Raw genomic sequence first — 15,516 nt, 5'->3', positions numbered from 1 at the left:
CATCCCTCGCCCAGAAGGAACCTCCCGCATGTCGATGGCGAACGCCGTCCAGGAGTACGCCCGCACGCTCACGCTGCGCTCCCCCGGCCACTACCGGGTGGGCCCGTTCACCGTCCGGTACAACCCGGGCTGGGAGCTGAAGTACGCCAACTACGCCATCCCCGACCGGGATGCGGAACCCACGGCGGACGACGTGGCGGCCCTCGTCGACGCGTTCCGGGAGCAGGAGCGGCTGCCACGCCTGGAGTTCCTGCCCTCCTGGGCCCCGGCCGTCGAACCGGCCCTGCTGGCCGCCGGGTTCACCGTGGAGAACCGGGCCCCGCTGCTCGTCTGCGCCCGCGAGGACCTCCGTACGCCGAAGCCGGTCGACGGCCTCCGCATCGCCGTGCCCGCCACCGAAACGGAATTCACCGACACCGCCCGTGTCCAGCACCACGGCTTCGGCGGCACGGGCGAACCCGAGCCGGGAACGATCACCTGGCTGCGCTCGGCGGCGGCCGGTGACGGGGTCGCCGCCCTGGCGGTCCTGGACGGCGCAACGGCCGGGGCGGGCGGCTGCTCCGTCCCGGTCGACGGCCTCAGCGAACTGGTCGGCCTCGCCGTCGCCGCCCCCTTCCGCCGCCGGGGCGTCGGCGCCGCGCTCTCCGCCTGGCTGACGGAACGGGCCTTGGACCAGGGGTGCCGGGCCGTCTGGCTGGAGCCGGGCGACGCCGACGTGGAACGGATCTACGCGGGCATCGGCTACCGCCGGATCGGCGAGAAGGTCAACATCTCGCTCGACCCGGCCGGTCGTTGAGCGAGGCCTCAGACCAGCCGTCGCGCCGTGGCCCACCGGGTCAGCTCGTGCCGGTTGGAGAGCTGGAGCTTGCGCAGCACCGCCGAGACATGCGACTCGACCGTCTTCACCGAGATGAACAGCTGCTTCGCGATCTCCTTGTACGCGTAACCACGGGCGATGAGCCGGAGCACCTCGCGCTCGCGCTGGGTGAGGCGGTCCATGTCCTCGTCGACCGGCGGGGCGTCCGTGGAGGCGAAGGCGTCCAGGACGAAGCCGGCCAGGCGTGGCGAGAAGACGGCGTCGCCCTCCTGGACCCGGAAGATCGAGTCGACCAGGTCGGTGCCGGTGATCGTCTTGGTGACATAGCCGCGGGCGCCGCCGCGGATCACGCCGATGACGTCCTCGGCGGCGTCCGAGACGGAGAGCGCGAGGAAGCGGACCGGGTCGTCGGCCGCACCCATCAGCGGGGCGCAGCGGCGCAGCACCTCGACACCGCCGCCGCCCGGGAGGTGGACGTCGAGGAGGACGACCTCGGGGCGGGTCGCCGTGATGACGGTGACCGCCTGGTCGACGTCGGCGGCCTCGCCGACCACTTCGACGCCGGTCTTCTCGGTGCGGCCGATCTCGGCCTGGACGCCGGTGCGGAACATCCGGTGGTCGTCGACGAGCACGACCCGTACCCGTCGCTCCGGGCCCCCGGTGGCTTCGGTGTTCTCGGTCATTCGCTCGCCCTTTCCATCTCCAGCTCGACCTCGGTGCCCCCGCCGGGCACCGAACGCAGCCGGGCAGTGCCGCCGTTGCGCTGCATCCGGCCGATGATTGATTCTCGTACGCCCATGCGGTCGGCGGGAACCTCGTCCAGGTCGAAGCCCGGACCCCGGTCCTTCACGGAGACGAAGACCGTGGTGCCCTCGACCTCCGCGAAGACCTGCACGGCGCCGCCCTCGCCACCGTACTTGGCGGCGTTGACCATCGCTTCGCGCGCGGCCTGCATCTGCGCGCCCAGCTTGTCGTCGAGCGGGCAGTCGCCGACGACCACGACCTCCAGCGGGACGCCGTGCTTGTCCTCCACCTCGGCGGCGGCCCGCTTCACCGCCTCGGCGAGCGTCTCCGGCTCGTCGTCCTCGTCCTTGCCGGTGCCCTCCGGGTTGTAGAGCCAGTTGCGCAGCTCGCGCTCCTGGGCCCGGGCCAGGCGTCTGACCTCGCCGCCGTCGTCCGCGTTGCGCTGGATCAGGGTGAGGGTGTGCAGGACGGAGTCGTGGACGTGGGCGGCGACCTCGGCGCGCTCCTGGGCGCGGATGCGCATCAGCCGCTCCTCGGAAAGGTCCTGGGTCATGCGGACCAGGTAGGGCCCCGCGAGCAGGGCGATGCCGGTGAGGACGGCGATGGCGGCGGTCAGCACGTTGCCCAGCTGGGCGGCCGAGCCGCGCACCACCATGAAGACGGCGAGCCCGAGGCCCACGAGGGCCACCCCCGCGAGCGCGCGGGCCAGTTGCAGCAGCCGGCGGCGGCGGCCGACCTCCATCCAGCGGGCGCGTCGCGCGTTGTCCGCCTGGCGCCAGACGAGGACGGAGCCCGCGCCGATGAGGAGCGTCGGCCAGATGTAGCGGTCGGCCTCGCTGCCCATGTCGACGTTGGCGACGAAGACGACGGCCCCGACGAGGAGGGCGACCAGCGCGAAGACCTGGCCCGGGTCCGGCTTGCGGAGCTTGCGCCGGCCGTCGGCGGCGGTCTCGAAGACCGAGCGCGGGGCGTGGACGCCGCCGACTCCGCCGACGCCGAGAGGGACGACGATCCAGAACACCGCGTACAGCAGGGCGCCCAGGCCGTCGCTGAGGAAGAGCCCGAGGAAGACGAACCGGACCCAGGCGACCGGCAGCCCGAGGTGTCCGGCGAGCCCGCGCGCGACGCCGCCCAGCATCCGCCCGTCGGCGCTGCGGTACAGCTTGCGCAGCGGCGGCTCCTCCGGGTCGGAGGCGAGTGAGCTGTGCGCGGCTCGGGCGGTGGCGGCTGGCATACCCCGATCGTCACACGCGGCGGGGGCGCGAGGCATCAGGGTAGTCCCCCTGATCGACCCTGAGGCCAGCCCTACCCTCGCCGATGCCGGCCGCCCTGTCCTCGCCGCCCCCGGCGCCCCCGGCGCCCCCGGCGGGAAACCTGGCGGCCCCCCCCCTGCGGGAAACCTGGCGCCCACCCCCTGCGGGACGGCCCGGCGCAAAATCAGGGACCGGCCAGGGTCGGCGCGGCTCCCACCAGCGAGTGCGGGCCGTCACCATGGAGGTATGACCGCTCCCTCGGACGCCGCCCCCGGCGTCGCACCCCCCGACGCGCCCGGACCGCAGCTGCGCCGCAGTCCGCGGCAGAAGATGGTGGCCGGGGTCTGCGGCGGGCTCGGCCGGTACTGCGACGTGGACCCGGTGATCTTCCGGATCGTGCTCGGTGTCCTCTCGGCGACCGGCGGGATCGGCCTGATCTTCTACGGCTTCGCCTGGCTCCTGCTGCCGCTGGAGGGCGAGGAGGAGAACGAGGCGCGCCGGCTGCTGTCGGGCCGGGTGGACGGGGCGTCGCTGGTGGCGCTGCTGCTGGCGCTGATCGGGTGCGGGCTCTTCCTGTCGATGCTGGGCAACCGGGGCATGCTGGCGTTCGCGGCGCTGCTGTCGGTGGCGGTGGTCGGCTGCTCGGTGTGGACGCAGTCCCGCAGGGCGTCGGCGCCGGAGGACCCGGCGGCCCCGCCGGGCACCCCCGCCGCCCCCGCCCCCTCGCACACCTCCGGCCGCGGCACGCCGCCGCCGGAGGTGAAGGCGCCGCCGAAGCCGGGCGGCCCGTCGTGGTGGCGGGACCCGATCGTGAAGGACGGGACGACGGGGCCGGTCGGCTCGGGCTATCTCTGGGGCCCCTCGGACACCGACCCGGAGGCGGCGCGGGAGACGGTCCTGGCCGGGCGTCCCAGCGCGGACGCGCCGTTCCGCCCGCCGGCTCCGGCGCCCGCCCCGCCGGGACCGCGCCCGATCGGCGGGCTCGTCTTCCTGGCCGCGCTGGTGGCGGGCGGTCTGACCACCTGGCTGAGCTGGGCGCACGAGCCGCTCGGCACGGTGCTGCAGATGGGCCTGGTGGCCGCGCTCGCCGTCTTCGGGCTCGGGCTGCTGGTCTCCTCCGCGCTGGGCCGGACCGGGTCCGGCACGGTGCTGCTGGCGATGGTCACGGCGGTGCTGCTGGCCGGCGCGACGCTGCTGCCGAAGGAGATCAGCACGGACTGGGCCCGCCAGGAGTGGCGTCCGGCCGAGGTCACCGCCGTACAGCAGCGGTACGAACTGGGCACCGGCGATGCCCGGCTGGACCTGTCCGGAGTGGTGGTCCCGCCGGGCGGGACCGTACGCACCCGGCTGGAGGTCGGAGCGGGCCGGGCGGCCGTCGTCGTACCGAAGGACGTGACCGTGAAGGTGCGGGCCGAGGCCGGTCTAGGGGAGATCCGGCTGGAGGAGGGCCAGCGGGTCCAGGTCCACATCCAGAGCGACGAGTCGACGCAGCGGACGCTTCCGCCACCGGAGGGCAGCAAGCCGGCCGGGACGATCGAGCTCGAAGTGGAAGTCGGAGTCGGACAGGTGGAGGTCAGCCGTGCTGCGTCATGAGTTCCGGCCCGGACGGGCGGTGGCGGGTCTGACGATGCTGGCCCTGGCCGGAGGGTACGCGGCCGACGCGGCCGGGGCCTGGGAGGTCACCTGGGCCTTCTTCCTGCCGGTGTTCCTCGGCGGCCTTTGGCTGGCTGCCACGGCGACCTGGACCGCTTACATGCTGCGGCGCCGCCGCGAGGCGAGGAAGGCGTCGACGGAGATCATGGAGGCGCCCGCGAGCACCAGAGGCAGCCACGCCATCAGATAGGGCAGGTCGTTGCCGTAGTAGTACGGGGTCGACTGCCAGCTCACCGTCAGCCAGAGGCTCAGCGAGATCAGTGCCCCGCCGAGCGCGGCGAGCCGGGCCCAGAGGCCGACCAGGGTGCCGAGGCCGACGAGGAGTTCGCCGATCGCGATGGCGTAACCGAACCCTTCGGGGCTCTTGAGCGCCAGGTCGACGAGGGCGGGGACCGCGGAGGAGTCGCGGACCGTGTCCATCAGCTCGCCGATCGAGCCGGGGCCGGTGGCGGAGAGGAAGCCGCTGTCGGTGAGCTTGTCGAGCCCCGCGTAGACGAAGGTGACGCCGAGGAAGAGCCGCAGCGGCAGCAGGGCGTACTGACCCGCCCGCTCACGCAGCCCTGCCGGCTCACCCGTACCGTACCGACCGCCGTTGCCGCCGCCGTAACCGTTCATCACCGCTGCCCCGCTTCCCGAAGACCCGTCATCCGACCATACGTACGCCTGTACGGCGGCGCTCACCAGAGGCGGGAAGCGGATGTGGTCAGTCCGTGACGTCGATGGAGCAGCGGTCGGTCTCCACTCCGGCGGCGGTGACCACCTGGACGTCCACGGTCCCGGGCTCGACCTCGACGGGGACCGGCACGGTGAGCACGGTGTCGGTCGGGTTGGCGAAGCCTCCGGCGACCGGGATCAGCGGTACGTGGACGTGGACCGTGCCGATCCGTACGACGAGCCGGGCCAGCCGGTCGGGGGTGCCGGCGCCCGGCGGTACGAAGCCCGCGCCCCGGATCTCGATGTCGTCGCCGGTCCGGATCGGCGCGTCCAGGTCCCCGGCTTCCCGGGCCCGTACGACGGAGAGCACGACCGGACGGCCGCCCTCCGCGTACTTCCCGGCGAAGTACGTCGCCGCCGAGACGGCCACCAGCAGGGCCAGGCCCCACGGCAGGTCGGGCAGCTGCTCCGGGCGGCGGGCCAGCCGGACGGCGGCGAACAGCACGGCGACGGCGCTGACCAGCACGTACTGCACATCGGTGAACGACCCGCGCCCGGAGTCGTCGGTCAGCAGATCGGCGGCGCGCGGCCGGTCCGCGCGCAGCTTCTGGAGCCGCCGGCCCAGCACCCGTACGGTCACCACCCGGCGTACGACGACGGCGACGGCGCACACCAGCGCCAGCACGGTCACCACCCCGGCGGACCGCACGAGGTCGAGCCCTTCGATCAGCGCGTCCCGGCTCTCCGGGTCCGAGGCGCCCGCCAGCTGGAGGGCGAGCACCAGGACGGCGAAGACGGTGAGCAGCACCCAGGCGGCGGCGACGGTCCTGGAGGTGGAGAGCCGGTTGTCCTCGCCGATCAGCGGGGCGAGGAGGCCGCCGCAGGCGCGGTGGAAGCGGGCGGCGACGGTCAGCAGGGCAGCGGTGAGGACCGCGGCGGCCAGCGCGGCGGTGCGGGCGGTCGTCCAGCCGGGCCCGATCGCGGTGAGGCTCGCGCCGACGAGCAGGGCGAGCACCGCACCCCAGACGACGAACAGCGTGGACCGCCACACCTGGAGGAGCCAGACGTCCCCGGCGGCCCGGGCCCGTTCGGCGACGGTGCGGGCGGACTCGGTCAGCTCGTCGGAGACCCACTGCCGGGACGCGGAGGCGGACTGCGCGACTCCGGCGGGCAGACCGTTTCCTGCGGCCAGTTCGTCCCGCTTGGCGAGGAACGCGGCGACCGCGCGCCGGTGTCCCTCGCGTGCTCCGTGCGGGCAGTCGCCGCACGTACAGCCGCCGCCGTGCGTGCCGCTCGCCCTTGCCTCGTCCAACGCCACGGAGATTTACGCCCTTTCCCACCCCGGTACAGCCAACTCACCTGTGATACCAGCGAATTGTGCCGTACGGGACGGGCGGGCCCCGCATCGGGGCGGCCCAGGGCGGCCGTCGTCAGAACGTTCGACTGATCCGCTGCCACAGCGGCTGGTAGTTGATCCACGCCACCAGGTCGCTGCCGAGCTGGTCACGGGTGGTGAGGGCGTCCCGGTGGTCGATCAGCACCGGTTTCCCGGCGGCGCGCGCCAGCAGCTGGACCTGGCAGGCGCGCTCCAGGGTGAGGAACCACCAGGCGGCCGCGTCCACCGAGTCGCCCACGGTCAGCAGCCCGTGGTTGCGCAGGACGACGGCCTTGCGCGGCCCGAGCGCCTCGGCGATCCGGCGCCCTTCCACCTCGTCCACGACCACGCCGGTGTACGCGTCGTACAGTGCGTGGTCCTCGTAGAACGCGCAGGCCTCCTGCGTGATCGGCTCGATCCGCTCCCCCAGCGCGGCCAGCGCCCGCCCGTGCGTGGAGTGAGTGTGCGCCACGGCGACAGCGCCCGGCCGGGCCCGGTGCACGGCCGCGTGTACGGCGAAGGCGGCCTGGTTGACGTGGAACCGCCCCTGGACCACCTGCCCGTCCCCGTTGACGAGGATCAGGTCCTGCGGGGTGATACCGGCGAAGGGCGCCCCGAACGGATTGACCCAGTAGCAGTCGTCCAGCTCCGGATCGCGCACGCTGATGTGCCCGGAGACCCCGTCCTCGAACCCGTACTCCCCGAACAACCGCAACGCCCCGGCCAGCCGCTGCCTCCGGTACGCCCGCTCCTCGTCCGGCGACGCGTGCACGGGCGGCATCGCGAAGTGTAGCTGCTCCACGGGGATGGGCGCGGGGGCGGGCACGGCGGGCGGCTCGGACATGGCGGCTCCTCACTTTCCCGGGGGCGTACGGGATCGGAAGTTACCGGCGGGTGGGGGTGAGGGGAAGGGGTGGGGATACGACAATGCCGCCGCTCAAACGAATGAGCGACGGCATCGGCGTTGACCTGAAGGCCCTAGGGGTTCACGCGAACCCGGGAGGTCACTCCCACTCGATCGTCCCCGGCGGCTTGCTCGTCACGTCGAGGACCACGCGGTTGACGTCGGCGACCTCGTTGGTGATGCGGGTGGAGATCTTCGCCAGCGTCTCGTACGGCAGCCGCGACCAGTCCGCCGTCATGGCGTCCTCGGAGGAGACCGGGCGCAGCACGATCGGGTGACCGTAGGTGCGGCCGTCGCCCTGGACGCCGACCGAGCGGACGTCGGCGAGGAGGACCACCGGGCACTGCCAGATGTCGCGGTCCAGGCCGGCCGCCGTCAGCTCCTCGCGGGCGATGGCGTCGGCGTCGCGGAGCAGGTCCAGGCGGTCCTTGGTGACCTCGCCGACGATGCGGATGCCGAGGCCGGGGCCGGGGAACGGCTGGCGCTGGACGATCTCCTCGGGCAGGCCGAGCTCCTGGCCGACCATCCGGACCTCGTCCTTGAACAGCTGGCGCAGCGGCTCGACGAGCTGGAACTCGATGTCGTCGGGGAGGCCGCCCACGTTGTGGTGGGACTTGATGTTGGCGGTGCCGGTGCCGCCGCCGGACTCCACCACGTCCGGGTAGAGCGTGCCCTGGACCAGGAAGGCGACCTCGGGGCCCTCCTCCTGGAGGATCTCCAGCTGGGCCTGCTCGAAGACGCGGATGAACTCGCGGCCGATGATCTTCCGCTTCTGCTCCGGGTCGGAGACCCCGGCCAGCGCGTCCAGGAAGCGCTTCTCGGCGTCGACCACCTTCAGCTTGGCGCCGGTCGCGGCGACGAAGTCCTTCTCGACCTGCTCGGTCTCGCCCTTGCGCATCAGCCCGTGGTCGACGTACACACAGGTCAGCTGCGAGCCGATGGCCTTCTGGACGAGCGCCGCGGCCACCGCGGAGTCGACGCCGCCGGAGAGGCCGCAGATGGCGCGCTTGTCGCCGACCTGCTCGCGGATGAGGGCGATCTGCTCCTCGACCACGTTGGTGGTGGTCCAGTTCGGCTCGATGCCCGCGCCGCGGTAGAGGAAGTGCTCCAGGACCTGCTGCCCGTGGGTCGAGTGCATGACCTCCGGGTGGTACTGCACCCCGTACAGCTTCTTCTCGTCGTTCTCGAAGGCGGCGACCGGGACCACGTCCGTGGAGGCGGTGACGGTGAAGCCCTCCGGCGCCGCCGAGCAGGCGTCGCCGTGCGACATCCACACCGGCTGCTCGGTGGGCGTGCCCTCGAAGAGCGTCGAACCCGCCTTCGTGACGTGCAGCGGGGTGCGGCCGTACTCACGCGCCCCGTTGTCGTCGACCGTGCCGCCGAGGGTGGTCGCCATCAGCTGGAAGCCGTAGCACATGCCGAAGACCGGGACCCCGGCCTCGAACAGCGAGCGGTCCAGCGAGGGCGCGCCCTCCGCGTACACCGACGACGGGCCGCCGGAGAGGATGATCGCGCGCGGGTTCTTCGCCAGCATCTCCGCCACCGGCATGGTGGACGGGACGATCTCGCTGTAGACCCGGGCCTCACGGACCCGGCGGGCGATGAGCTGGGCGTACTGCGCGCCGAAGTCGACGACGAGGACCACGTCGGCCGTGGTGTCGGGGGCGGCGGGGGGTGCTGCTGGCACGGGGCGGCCTTCCGGCGGTGGTGAAGGGGGTCGGTTCTTCCGATTCTACCGGCCGTACGTGAACCCTCCGCCGGGCCGACCGCGAGGCTCACGTCTCAGGATGCGGGCCCCGGCTTGGTGAGGCCGCCGGGCCGGGGCCATACTGTCTGCCATGCGTCAGCACACGATCTTCGTCTTTACCTATGGCATCCGGCCCGCCGGCTGCCATGGTCGTGCTGCTTGAGCTACTGACAAGCAACGTTCCAGGCGCCCCGGGCCATCAGGCCCGGGGCGTTCTGCGTATCCGGGCCCGTTGCCCCGGGGGGCCGCCACCCCACCGGGAGTCACCATCATGAACAGCACCGCCACCACCACCCCCGCCGAGCGGACCGGCGCGCACACCGACGAGGCCGCCACCCTGATCGGCGGCGCCCGTGAGCGCATCGACACCCTCGACGACCGGATCATCGGCCTCGTCCAGGAACGGATGGCCGTCTCGGCGGTCATCCAGGAGGCCCGCATCACCTCCGGCGGCCGCCGGGTCAACCTCTCCCGCGAGACGGCCGTGCTCGGCCACTACAGGGACGCGCTGGGCAAGCCGGGTACCGCTCTGGCGATGACCCTGCTGGAGCTGTGCCGCGGCCGGGTGTGAGACACGGGGCGGCGGGCGCAGGACCGTATCTGCGTTCGGTGCCCGTCTCACCCGTACGGCGCGTGACCGGGACCGGCGTGCCTTCGTTGGTCCCGGTGTCCGTGCCAACCAGGGGCGGCATCGGTGGAAAACCACGCGTGGCTCCGCCGGGACGTGTGACGTACCGCAGGTACGTCGTGGGACCACATCCCGGCGCACGTGACCGGTCCGCAGGGGACAGCGGCCCGGTCACCCCATGTGCGGCCGTGCCCGGGGACGCCCGGGTCGGCCGCATCGGGACCGTCCCTGCCGGGCGGAGGCCCGCTCCCTCCTCCGCCGCTCTCCCTCTCAGCTCTGCCGCGCGGCAGCCCGTCGCCGTGCGACCGTGAACAGCACCAGGCCCGCCGCCAGCGCCGCCGCCGCCGTGCCCGAGGCGATCAGGACGGTCGATCCCGTCGAGGCGAGGCCGCCCCCCGTGCCTCCCGTCGTACCCGCCGCGCCGCCGCCGGACGTGGTGGAGCCCGAGGTCCCGGACGGGCTCTCCGCAGGTTCCGGGTCCGAGTCAGGCGCCGGGGCCGAGGTCGGCGGCGTGGACGGCTCGCCGGAGCCGCCGTCGTTGCCGCCGTCCGTGCCGTCCGTCGTACCGCCGGAGTCGGCGCCCTCGCCCTCGCCGTTCACGATCAGGTACGCCGTGTTGTTGGCCGGCTTCGGGTCGAACGGCAGCTTCGGGTCCTGCAGCGAGGTGTTGCGTACGGTGACCTCGCCGCCCGCGCCGACCATCGCCTGGTCGATCCGCAGCTCGAAGGGCAGGTCGAGGCCGGCCCCGTCCCGCACGGTCATGGAGGTGTTGCAGACGTAGCGCGGCGCCGGGCTCTTCTGGTCCTCCCGGTATCCGCCGGCGGCCGTCACCGCGCGGCAGCGGTCGGGCTTGGCCGTGACGGTCGTGCCCTGCGGGACGGTGAAGTCGACGGTGGCGACGGTCTCGCCGGAGCGGATGTAGCCGATCCACGCCGGGCCCTCGTTGCGGAACCCGAGGTCGGCCTTCACGGTGGAGCCCTCGGGCCCGGCCACCTTGTCGCCGTACGCCACGAAGTCGGCCGTGTTCTCCGTACGGAAGTCGGCCTCCTGCTGGTTGTCGTACGGGTCCAGGTCCGCGCTCCTGGCCGCGGCGCCCGTCCTCACCGGGACCGCCTTCAGCGCGGCGCCGTCACCGCGCTCGAAGCGGGCGCCCGCACGCTGGGCGGTGCGCTGGGCGGCGCTGTTCTCCTCGATGCGGTAGAGGAAGGTGTCGTAGAAGGCGCGCTCGGTGGCCTCCAGCGTCAGCGGGGTCGCCAGCGTGTACGTCGCGCCCGCCTCGAAGGCTCCCGGGACGGAGCAGAGCGCGGTGGTCCAGCCGAAGTCCGGCTGGGCCGGGTCGTCCACGGTGTACTCGCAGTTGGAGTAGCGCTGCGGGATGTCCAGGCCGCGCGAGTACCGCAGGGTGAGCAGGACTCCGTCGGCGTCCCTGGTGCCGCGGTTGGCGAAGGTGATCGGAGCCTGCTGCTTCTCTCCCGGAGTCAGCTCCGTCCTGAGCGGCAGCTGCTTCATGACGAGGTCGGGGCCGCCGACCGTGAGCCGGGTGGTGAACGGCGTGAAGGTGACGCCGTCCGCCTCGCCGGTCACCGTGATCGTGCCGGTGTCGCCGTCCTCGCTGCCGTCGGCGGCGGTGACGACGAGGTCGGCGGCTCCCTGGAGACCGGGCCAGATGCCCCAGTCCTGGCAGACGGCCTTCACGCCGGTGACCTCGCACTCCAGGCCCGACTCGCCGTCGAACTCCACATCGGCGACGCCCGCGACGCCGCTGAGGTCGAAGGTGAGCGTGAAGTCGCCGCCGAAGCCGCCGTTCTCCTCATCCTCGGACGGGTTGTTGAGCGTGATCCCGACCGTGGCGGCCTTCGGCCGGCCGCTCTCCGGATACGGGTGCAGACCGGTCTCGGCCGGACCGCCGAGCGTGAACACCGGCGCCTCCTCGGCCTGCGCCGGCGCGGCCGCCACGGCGAGCGAGGCCGCGGCCAGCAGGCCTGCGGCGGCGAGAGAACCGGCCGCGCTGCGCAGCGCGGTTCTCGGGGAGAAGCGTGTCATCGGGGACCTCTGGTACGTGGCGGGCGCTGTGTGACTGCTGTGAAACAGTACGGGTTCGACCGCGCAGCTCCCCGAACAGTTGCCCGGAGGAAGATCACGGATTGGGTACGGGGGTGTTCCCGACGCCCTTCACCTCGGCCCCGGCCTCCACCGTCCCCTTCGGCGGGACGACGGGGATGCCCAGGAACGGCAGCTTCAGCGCCGCGAACGCGTCCTTCGGCACGGCCGGCGCCAGCGGCTCGACCGGGGTGAGGCGTTCGTAGGCCGCGTCCTGTTCCGGCCTCGGGTCCGCCTCGCCCTTGTTGGGCCAGAGCGACATGGCGCGCTCGGCCTGCGCGGTGATGGTCAGCGACGGGTTGACGCCCAGGTTGGCGGAGATCGCCGAGCCGTCGACGACGCTGATGCCGGGGTGGCCGTAGAGACGGTGGTACGGGTCGATGACGCCTTCGTCCGCGCTCGCGCCGATCGGACAGCCGCCGAGGAAGTGGGCGGTGAGCGGGGTGCCCATCAGCTCGCCGACGTTGGAGCCGGCGAAGCCGTTGATCTCCTCCGCGAGGAGGGAGGCGCTGCGGGTGGCCTCCGGGATCTGGGTCGGGTTGGGCGCGCCGTGGCCCTGGCGGGCGGTGAGCAGGCCTTTGCCGATGCCGCCCGGTTTGCGGTACGTGGTCAGAGAGTTGTCGAGCGACTGCATGACGAGGCCGATGATGGTGCGTTCCGACCAGTGGTGGTTGGAGAGCGAACGCGCGGCGAGCGTGGGGTGCTTGACCATGTTGGCGAGCCAGCCGCGCACCCGGTGGGCCCCGTAGGGCACCTGGAGGATCGACATCGCGCCCATGGCGTTGGAGCCCTTGCCGTACCGGACCGGCTCGATGTGGGTGTTGTCGTCCGGGTGGATCGAGGAGGTGATCGCGACGCCCTGCGAGAAGTCGGCCTTCGCGATGCCGTGCTTCTTGCGGTAACGGCGGTCGCTGGTCTGGGAGCCCACCAGCGCCTCGGAGTTGGTCCGGGTCAGCTCGCCGAGCTTGGCGGAGAGCCGGGGCAGCAGGCCGCGGTCCTTCATGGAGTGCAGCAGGGTCTGCGTGCCGTACGTGCCCGCCGCGACGACCACCTTGCGCGCGCGCAGCCTGGTGGGCTTCGCCTTGCGGCGGCGGTCGGTGGGGACGGTGAGGACCCGGTAGCCGCCCTCGGGGTCGTCGGTGACCGCGACGACGGAGGTCATCGGGTGGATGACCGCTCCGGCCTTCTCGGCGAGGTGGAGGTAGTTCTCGTTGAGGGTGTTCTTCGCGCCGTGGCGGCAGCCCGTCATGCACTCGCCGCACTCGGTGCAGGCCTTGCGGGCGGGTCCGGCGCCGCCGAAGTACGGGTCGGGGACGGTGTCGCCGGGCTTGGCCTTGGCGGTGCCGTCGGCGTCCTTGCCGTCGCCGAAGAAGACGCCGACCGGGGCCAGGTGAAAGGTGTCGCCGACGCCCATCGCCTCGGCGGCGGCCTTGAGGTGGATGTCGGAGGGCGTCATGGTCGGGTTGAGGCGGACCCCGAGCATCCGGCGGGCCTGGTCGTAGTACGGCTTCAGCTCGTCCTGCCAGTCGGTGATCGCGGCCCACTGCCGGTCCTCGAAGAACGGCGCGGGTGGCACGTACAGCGTGTTGGCGTAGTTGAGCGAGCCGCCGCCGACCCCGGCGCCCGCGAGCACCATGACGTTGCCGAGCAGGTGGACGCGCTGGATGCCGAAGAGGCCGAGCGCCGGGGCCCAGAGGTAGTTCTTGAGGTCCCAGGAGGTCTTCGGGAGCGTGCCGGGGGTGAAGCGGCGGCCCGCCTCCAGGATGCCGACGCGGTAGCCCTTCTCGGTCAGCCGGAGCGCCGACACCGCGCCGCCGAACCCCGAGCCGACGACCAGGACGTCGTAGTCGTACGCGGCGTCGTCCTCGGCCGGCACATGGCTCACGGGCTGTTTCTGGGCAGGGCTGTCCTGGGACATGGCGCTCCTCACTACGGAATCGGGGCGGAAGGACGGGGAACGGCGACGGCGCTCAGCGCAGCCGGAACGCCTTCATCGCCTTCAGGCTGCGGGTCATGAACGCGGCGTGCTGTTCGTCGTCCATGCCGAAGGACGGGGCGAGCGGGATCAGCCGCTGCTGGGCGACGGTCTGGGCCTCGGTGTACTTGAGGATGCCTTCCGAGCCGTGCCGCCGGCCGAGGCCGGAGTCCTTCATGCCGCCCATCGGGGACTGGACGCTGCCGTAGGCGGGGGCGAACCCCTCGTTGATGTTGACGGTGCCGGTGCGCAGCCGGGCGGCGACCTCGTGGCCGCGCTTGGAGTCGGTGGTCCAGACGCTGGAGTTGAGGCCGTACGGCGTGGCGTTGGCCAGTGCGATCACCTCGTCCTCGTCGGTGAACCGGTAGAGGGAGACGACCGGGCCGAAGGTCTCCTCGGTGCAGACGGCCATCGGCGCCTCGACGCCGTCCAGGATGGTCGGCTCGTAGAAGAGCGGCCCGATGTCGGGGCGCGCGACGCCGCCCGCGACGAGCGTGGCGCCCTTCTCGACGGCCTCGGCGACATGCCGGCTGACCGTCTCCAATTGCCGCTCCCCGACGAGGGAGCCCATGTCGGCGCCGTACGCGAGGGAGGCGCCGAGCCGCATGGCCTTGGTGCGGGTGGCGAACCGCTGCACGAAGTCGTCGGCGATCGACTCGTGGACGTACAGCCGCTCGATGGAGATGCAGAGCTGCCCGGCGGAGGAGAAGCAGGCGCGGACGGCGCCCGCGGCGGCCTTCTCCACGTCGGCGTCCTTCAGGACGAGCATGGCGTTCTTGCCGCCGAGCTCCAGCGAGACGCCGACCAGCCGGGAGGCGGCGCCGATCGCGACCTCGCGGCCGGTGCGGGTGGAGCCGGTGAAGGAGACGTAGTCGGCGCGGCTGACGACCTCCGGGCCGACGACCGGGCCCTCGCCCAGCACGATCTGGAAGACCTCGGCGGGCAGCCCGGCCTCGATGAGCAGGTCACGGGCCCAGAGCGCGGTGAGCGCGGTCTCCGTGTCGGGCTTCATCACGACCGCGTTGCCGGAGACGAAGGCGGGCAGCGCGTCGCCGACGGACAGCTCGAAGGGGTAGTTCCAGGGCGCGATCTGGCCGATGACGCCGCGCGGCTGGCGCAGCTCGGTGACCTTGGTGAGGGCCGGGATGACCCCGGTGTGGCGGCGCGGCTTGAGGTAGGCGGCGGCCCTGCGCCCGTAGTGGCGGGCGGCGACGGAGACGGCCTGGACCTCCTCATGGGCGTGCAGGCGGGCCTTGCCGGTCTCCAGCTGGATGAGGTCGAGCACCTCGGACTGGCGGCTGAGGACCAGGTCGTGGAAGCGCAGGAGGACGGCGGCCCGCTGCCGTACGGGGGTGGCGGCCCAGGCGGGCTGGGCGGCGCGGGCCCGGTCGAAGGCGGTGGCGACGTCCTCGGGGGTGGACTCGGGCAGGTCGGCCAGCTTCTCGCCGGTGAACGGCGTGTGGTTGGCCGTGCGGCCCGATCCGACGACGCCGCGGATCAGCTGCGCGATCACCTCGGGGGTGACCACGTCGGCGGCGGTGCGCACGCCGGCGGGGGCGACCGCGACGGGGTTCGTACCGAGTGGGGCGTCAGGGGCCTGCGAGTCCGTCATGAGGCCGAGAGTATGTCCAGCCGCACCCTTTGGGTACCCGTGGGTAACAGTTTT

The 15,516-nt window shown here is 72.7% G+C and carries 13 protein-coding genes; 4 read left to right on the top strand and 9 right to left on the bottom strand.

What is annotated here, in order from left to right:
- Positions 1 to 28: 28 nt before the first annotated feature.
- Positions 29 to 796, top strand: a complete 768-nt coding sequence (locus ACQP09_RS22180; protein ID WP_433402184.1) for a GNAT family N-acetyltransferase — start codon at positions 29 to 31, stop codon at positions 794 to 796.
- Positions 797 to 804: 8 nt separating this feature from the next.
- Here ACQP09_RS22180 and ACQP09_RS22175 read toward each other — a convergent pair whose 3' ends face one another.
- Together ACQP09_RS22175 and ACQP09_RS22170 are read right to left on the bottom strand one after the other, a co-directional pair.
- Positions 805 to 1,500, bottom strand: coding sequence for a LuxR C-terminal-related transcriptional regulator (locus ACQP09_RS22175; protein ID WP_433402182.1), 696 nt, complete (start codon positions 1,498 to 1,500; stop codon positions 805 to 807).
- On the bottom strand, positions 1,497 to 2,795 hold the full coding sequence (locus ACQP09_RS22170; RefSeq protein WP_398816747.1) for a PspC domain-containing protein: 1,299 nt from the start codon (positions 2,793 to 2,795) through the stop codon (positions 1,497 to 1,499). The genes ACQP09_RS22175 and ACQP09_RS22170 overlap by 4 nt, the downstream gene beginning before the upstream one ends.
- A gap of 265 nt (positions 2,796 to 3,060) precedes the next feature.
- Here ACQP09_RS22170 and ACQP09_RS22165 point away from each other — a divergent pair, with 265 nt between their 5' ends.
- A complete protein-coding gene (locus ACQP09_RS22165; protein ID WP_433402180.1) occupies positions 3,061 to 4,407 on the top strand; it encodes a PspC domain-containing protein in 1,347 nt (448 codons plus the stop codon).
- A complete protein-coding gene (locus tag ACQP09_RS22160; protein WP_433402178.1) occupies positions 4,394 to 4,657 on the top strand; it encodes a hypothetical protein in 264 nt (87 codons plus the stop codon). The genes ACQP09_RS22165 and ACQP09_RS22160 overlap by 14 nt, the downstream gene beginning before the upstream one ends.
- On the opposite strand, the gene ACQP09_RS22155 is transcribed toward ACQP09_RS22160, so the two are convergent.
- The 4 genes from ACQP09_RS22155 to guaA form a co-directional block, all read right to left on the bottom strand.
- Positions 4,564 to 5,082, bottom strand: a complete 519-nt coding sequence (locus tag ACQP09_RS22155; RefSeq protein WP_433402177.1) for a DoxX family protein — start codon at positions 5,080 to 5,082, stop codon at positions 4,564 to 4,566. The genes ACQP09_RS22160 and ACQP09_RS22155 overlap by 94 nt on opposite strands.
- Positions 5,083 to 5,170: 88 nt before the next feature.
- Entirely contained in the window at positions 5,171 to 6,439 is a 1,269-nt protein-coding gene (locus ACQP09_RS22150) for a hypothetical protein (RefSeq protein ID WP_433402175.1), read from the bottom strand.
- 112 nt (positions 6,440 to 6,551) lie between these two features.
- The gene (locus ACQP09_RS22145) at positions 6,552 to 7,340 is read right to left on the bottom strand and encodes a class II aldolase/adducin family protein (RefSeq protein WP_433402173.1); all 789 of its coding nucleotides are present in this window, start codon (positions 7,338 to 7,340) and stop codon (positions 6,552 to 6,554) included.
- A gap of 160 nt (positions 7,341 to 7,500) precedes the next feature.
- Positions 7,501 to 9,087 (bottom strand): glutamine-hydrolyzing GMP synthase, encoded by a 1,587-nt coding sequence (gene guaA, locus ACQP09_RS22140; protein ID WP_350681011.1) that lies wholly within the window; start codon positions 9,085 to 9,087, stop codon positions 7,501 to 7,503.
- Positions 9,088 to 9,418: 331 nt separating this feature from the next.
- Here guaA and ACQP09_RS22135 point away from each other — a divergent pair, with 331 nt between their 5' ends.
- Positions 9,419 to 9,718 carry a chorismate mutase gene (locus ACQP09_RS22135; protein ID WP_433402171.1) on the top strand — a complete coding sequence of 100 codons (300 nt, stop codon included), beginning with the start codon at positions 9,419 to 9,421 and terminating at the stop codon, positions 9,716 to 9,718.
- A 327-nt stretch (positions 9,719 to 10,045) separates the two neighbouring features.
- Here ACQP09_RS22135 and ACQP09_RS22130 read toward each other — a convergent pair whose 3' ends face one another.
- The 3 genes from ACQP09_RS22130 to ACQP09_RS22120 all read right to left on the bottom strand — a co-directional run bounded on the left by ACQP09_RS22130 (position 10,046) and on the right by ACQP09_RS22120 (position 15,462).
- The gene (locus ACQP09_RS22130; RefSeq protein ID WP_433402169.1) at positions 10,046 to 11,818 is read right to left on the bottom strand and encodes a peptidase; all 1,773 of its coding nucleotides are present in this window, start codon (positions 11,816 to 11,818) and stop codon (positions 10,046 to 10,048) included.
- 94 nt (positions 11,819 to 11,912) lie between these two features.
- Complete coding sequence (locus ACQP09_RS22125) at positions 11,913 to 13,793, bottom strand: GMC oxidoreductase (RefSeq protein ID WP_433402167.1); 1,881 nt, start codon at positions 13,791 to 13,793, stop codon at positions 11,913 to 11,915.
- Positions 13,794 to 13,845: 52 nt separating this feature from the next.
- Complete coding sequence (locus tag ACQP09_RS22120; protein WP_433402165.1) at positions 13,846 to 15,462, bottom strand: succinic semialdehyde dehydrogenase; 1,617 nt, start codon at positions 15,460 to 15,462, stop codon at positions 13,846 to 13,848.
- Positions 15,463 to 15,516 lie beyond the last annotated feature (54 nt).

Source organism: Streptomyces sp. CA-146814 (assembly GCF_050942385.1).
Classification (GTDB): Bacteria; Actinomycetota; Actinomycetes; order Streptomycetales; family Streptomycetaceae; genus Streptomyces.
This window is presented reverse-complemented; position numbering and strand designations above follow the sequence as displayed.

Coding starts and splice junctions, on each gene's coding strand:
- ACQP09_RS22180 (WP_433402184.1), top strand. CDS start 29: ATGTCGATGGCGAACGCCGTCCAGGAGTACGCCCGCACGCTCACGCTG.
- ACQP09_RS22175 (WP_433402182.1), bottom strand. CDS start 1,500: ATGACCGAGAACACCGAAGCCACCGGGGGCCCGGAGCGACGGGTACGG.
- ACQP09_RS22170 (WP_398816747.1), bottom strand. CDS start 2,795: ATGCCAGCCGCCACCGCCCGAGCCGCGCACAGCTCACTCGCCTCCGAC.
- ACQP09_RS22165 (WP_433402180.1), top strand. CDS start 3,061: ATGACCGCTCCCTCGGACGCCGCCCCCGGCGTCGCACCCCCCGACGCG.
- ACQP09_RS22155 (WP_433402177.1), bottom strand. CDS start 5,082: ATGAACGGTTACGGCGGCGGCAACGGCGGTCGGTACGGTACGGGTGAG.
- ACQP09_RS22145 (WP_433402173.1), bottom strand. CDS start 7,340: ATGTCCGAGCCGCCCGCCGTGCCCGCCCCCGCGCCCATCCCCGTGGAG.
- ACQP09_RS22135 (WP_433402171.1), top strand. CDS start 9,419: ATGAACAGCACCGCCACCACCACCCCCGCCGAGCGGACCGGCGCGCAC.
- ACQP09_RS22130 (WP_433402169.1), bottom strand. CDS start 11,818: ATGACACGCTTCTCCCCGAGAACCGCGCTGCGCAGCGCGGCCGGTTCT.
- ACQP09_RS22125 (WP_433402167.1), bottom strand. CDS start 13,793: ATGTCCCAGGACAGCCCTGCCCAGAAACAGCCCGTGAGCCATGTGCCG.
- ACQP09_RS22120 (WP_433402165.1), bottom strand. CDS start 15,462: ATGACGGACTCGCAGGCCCCTGACGCCCCACTCGGTACGAACCCCGTC.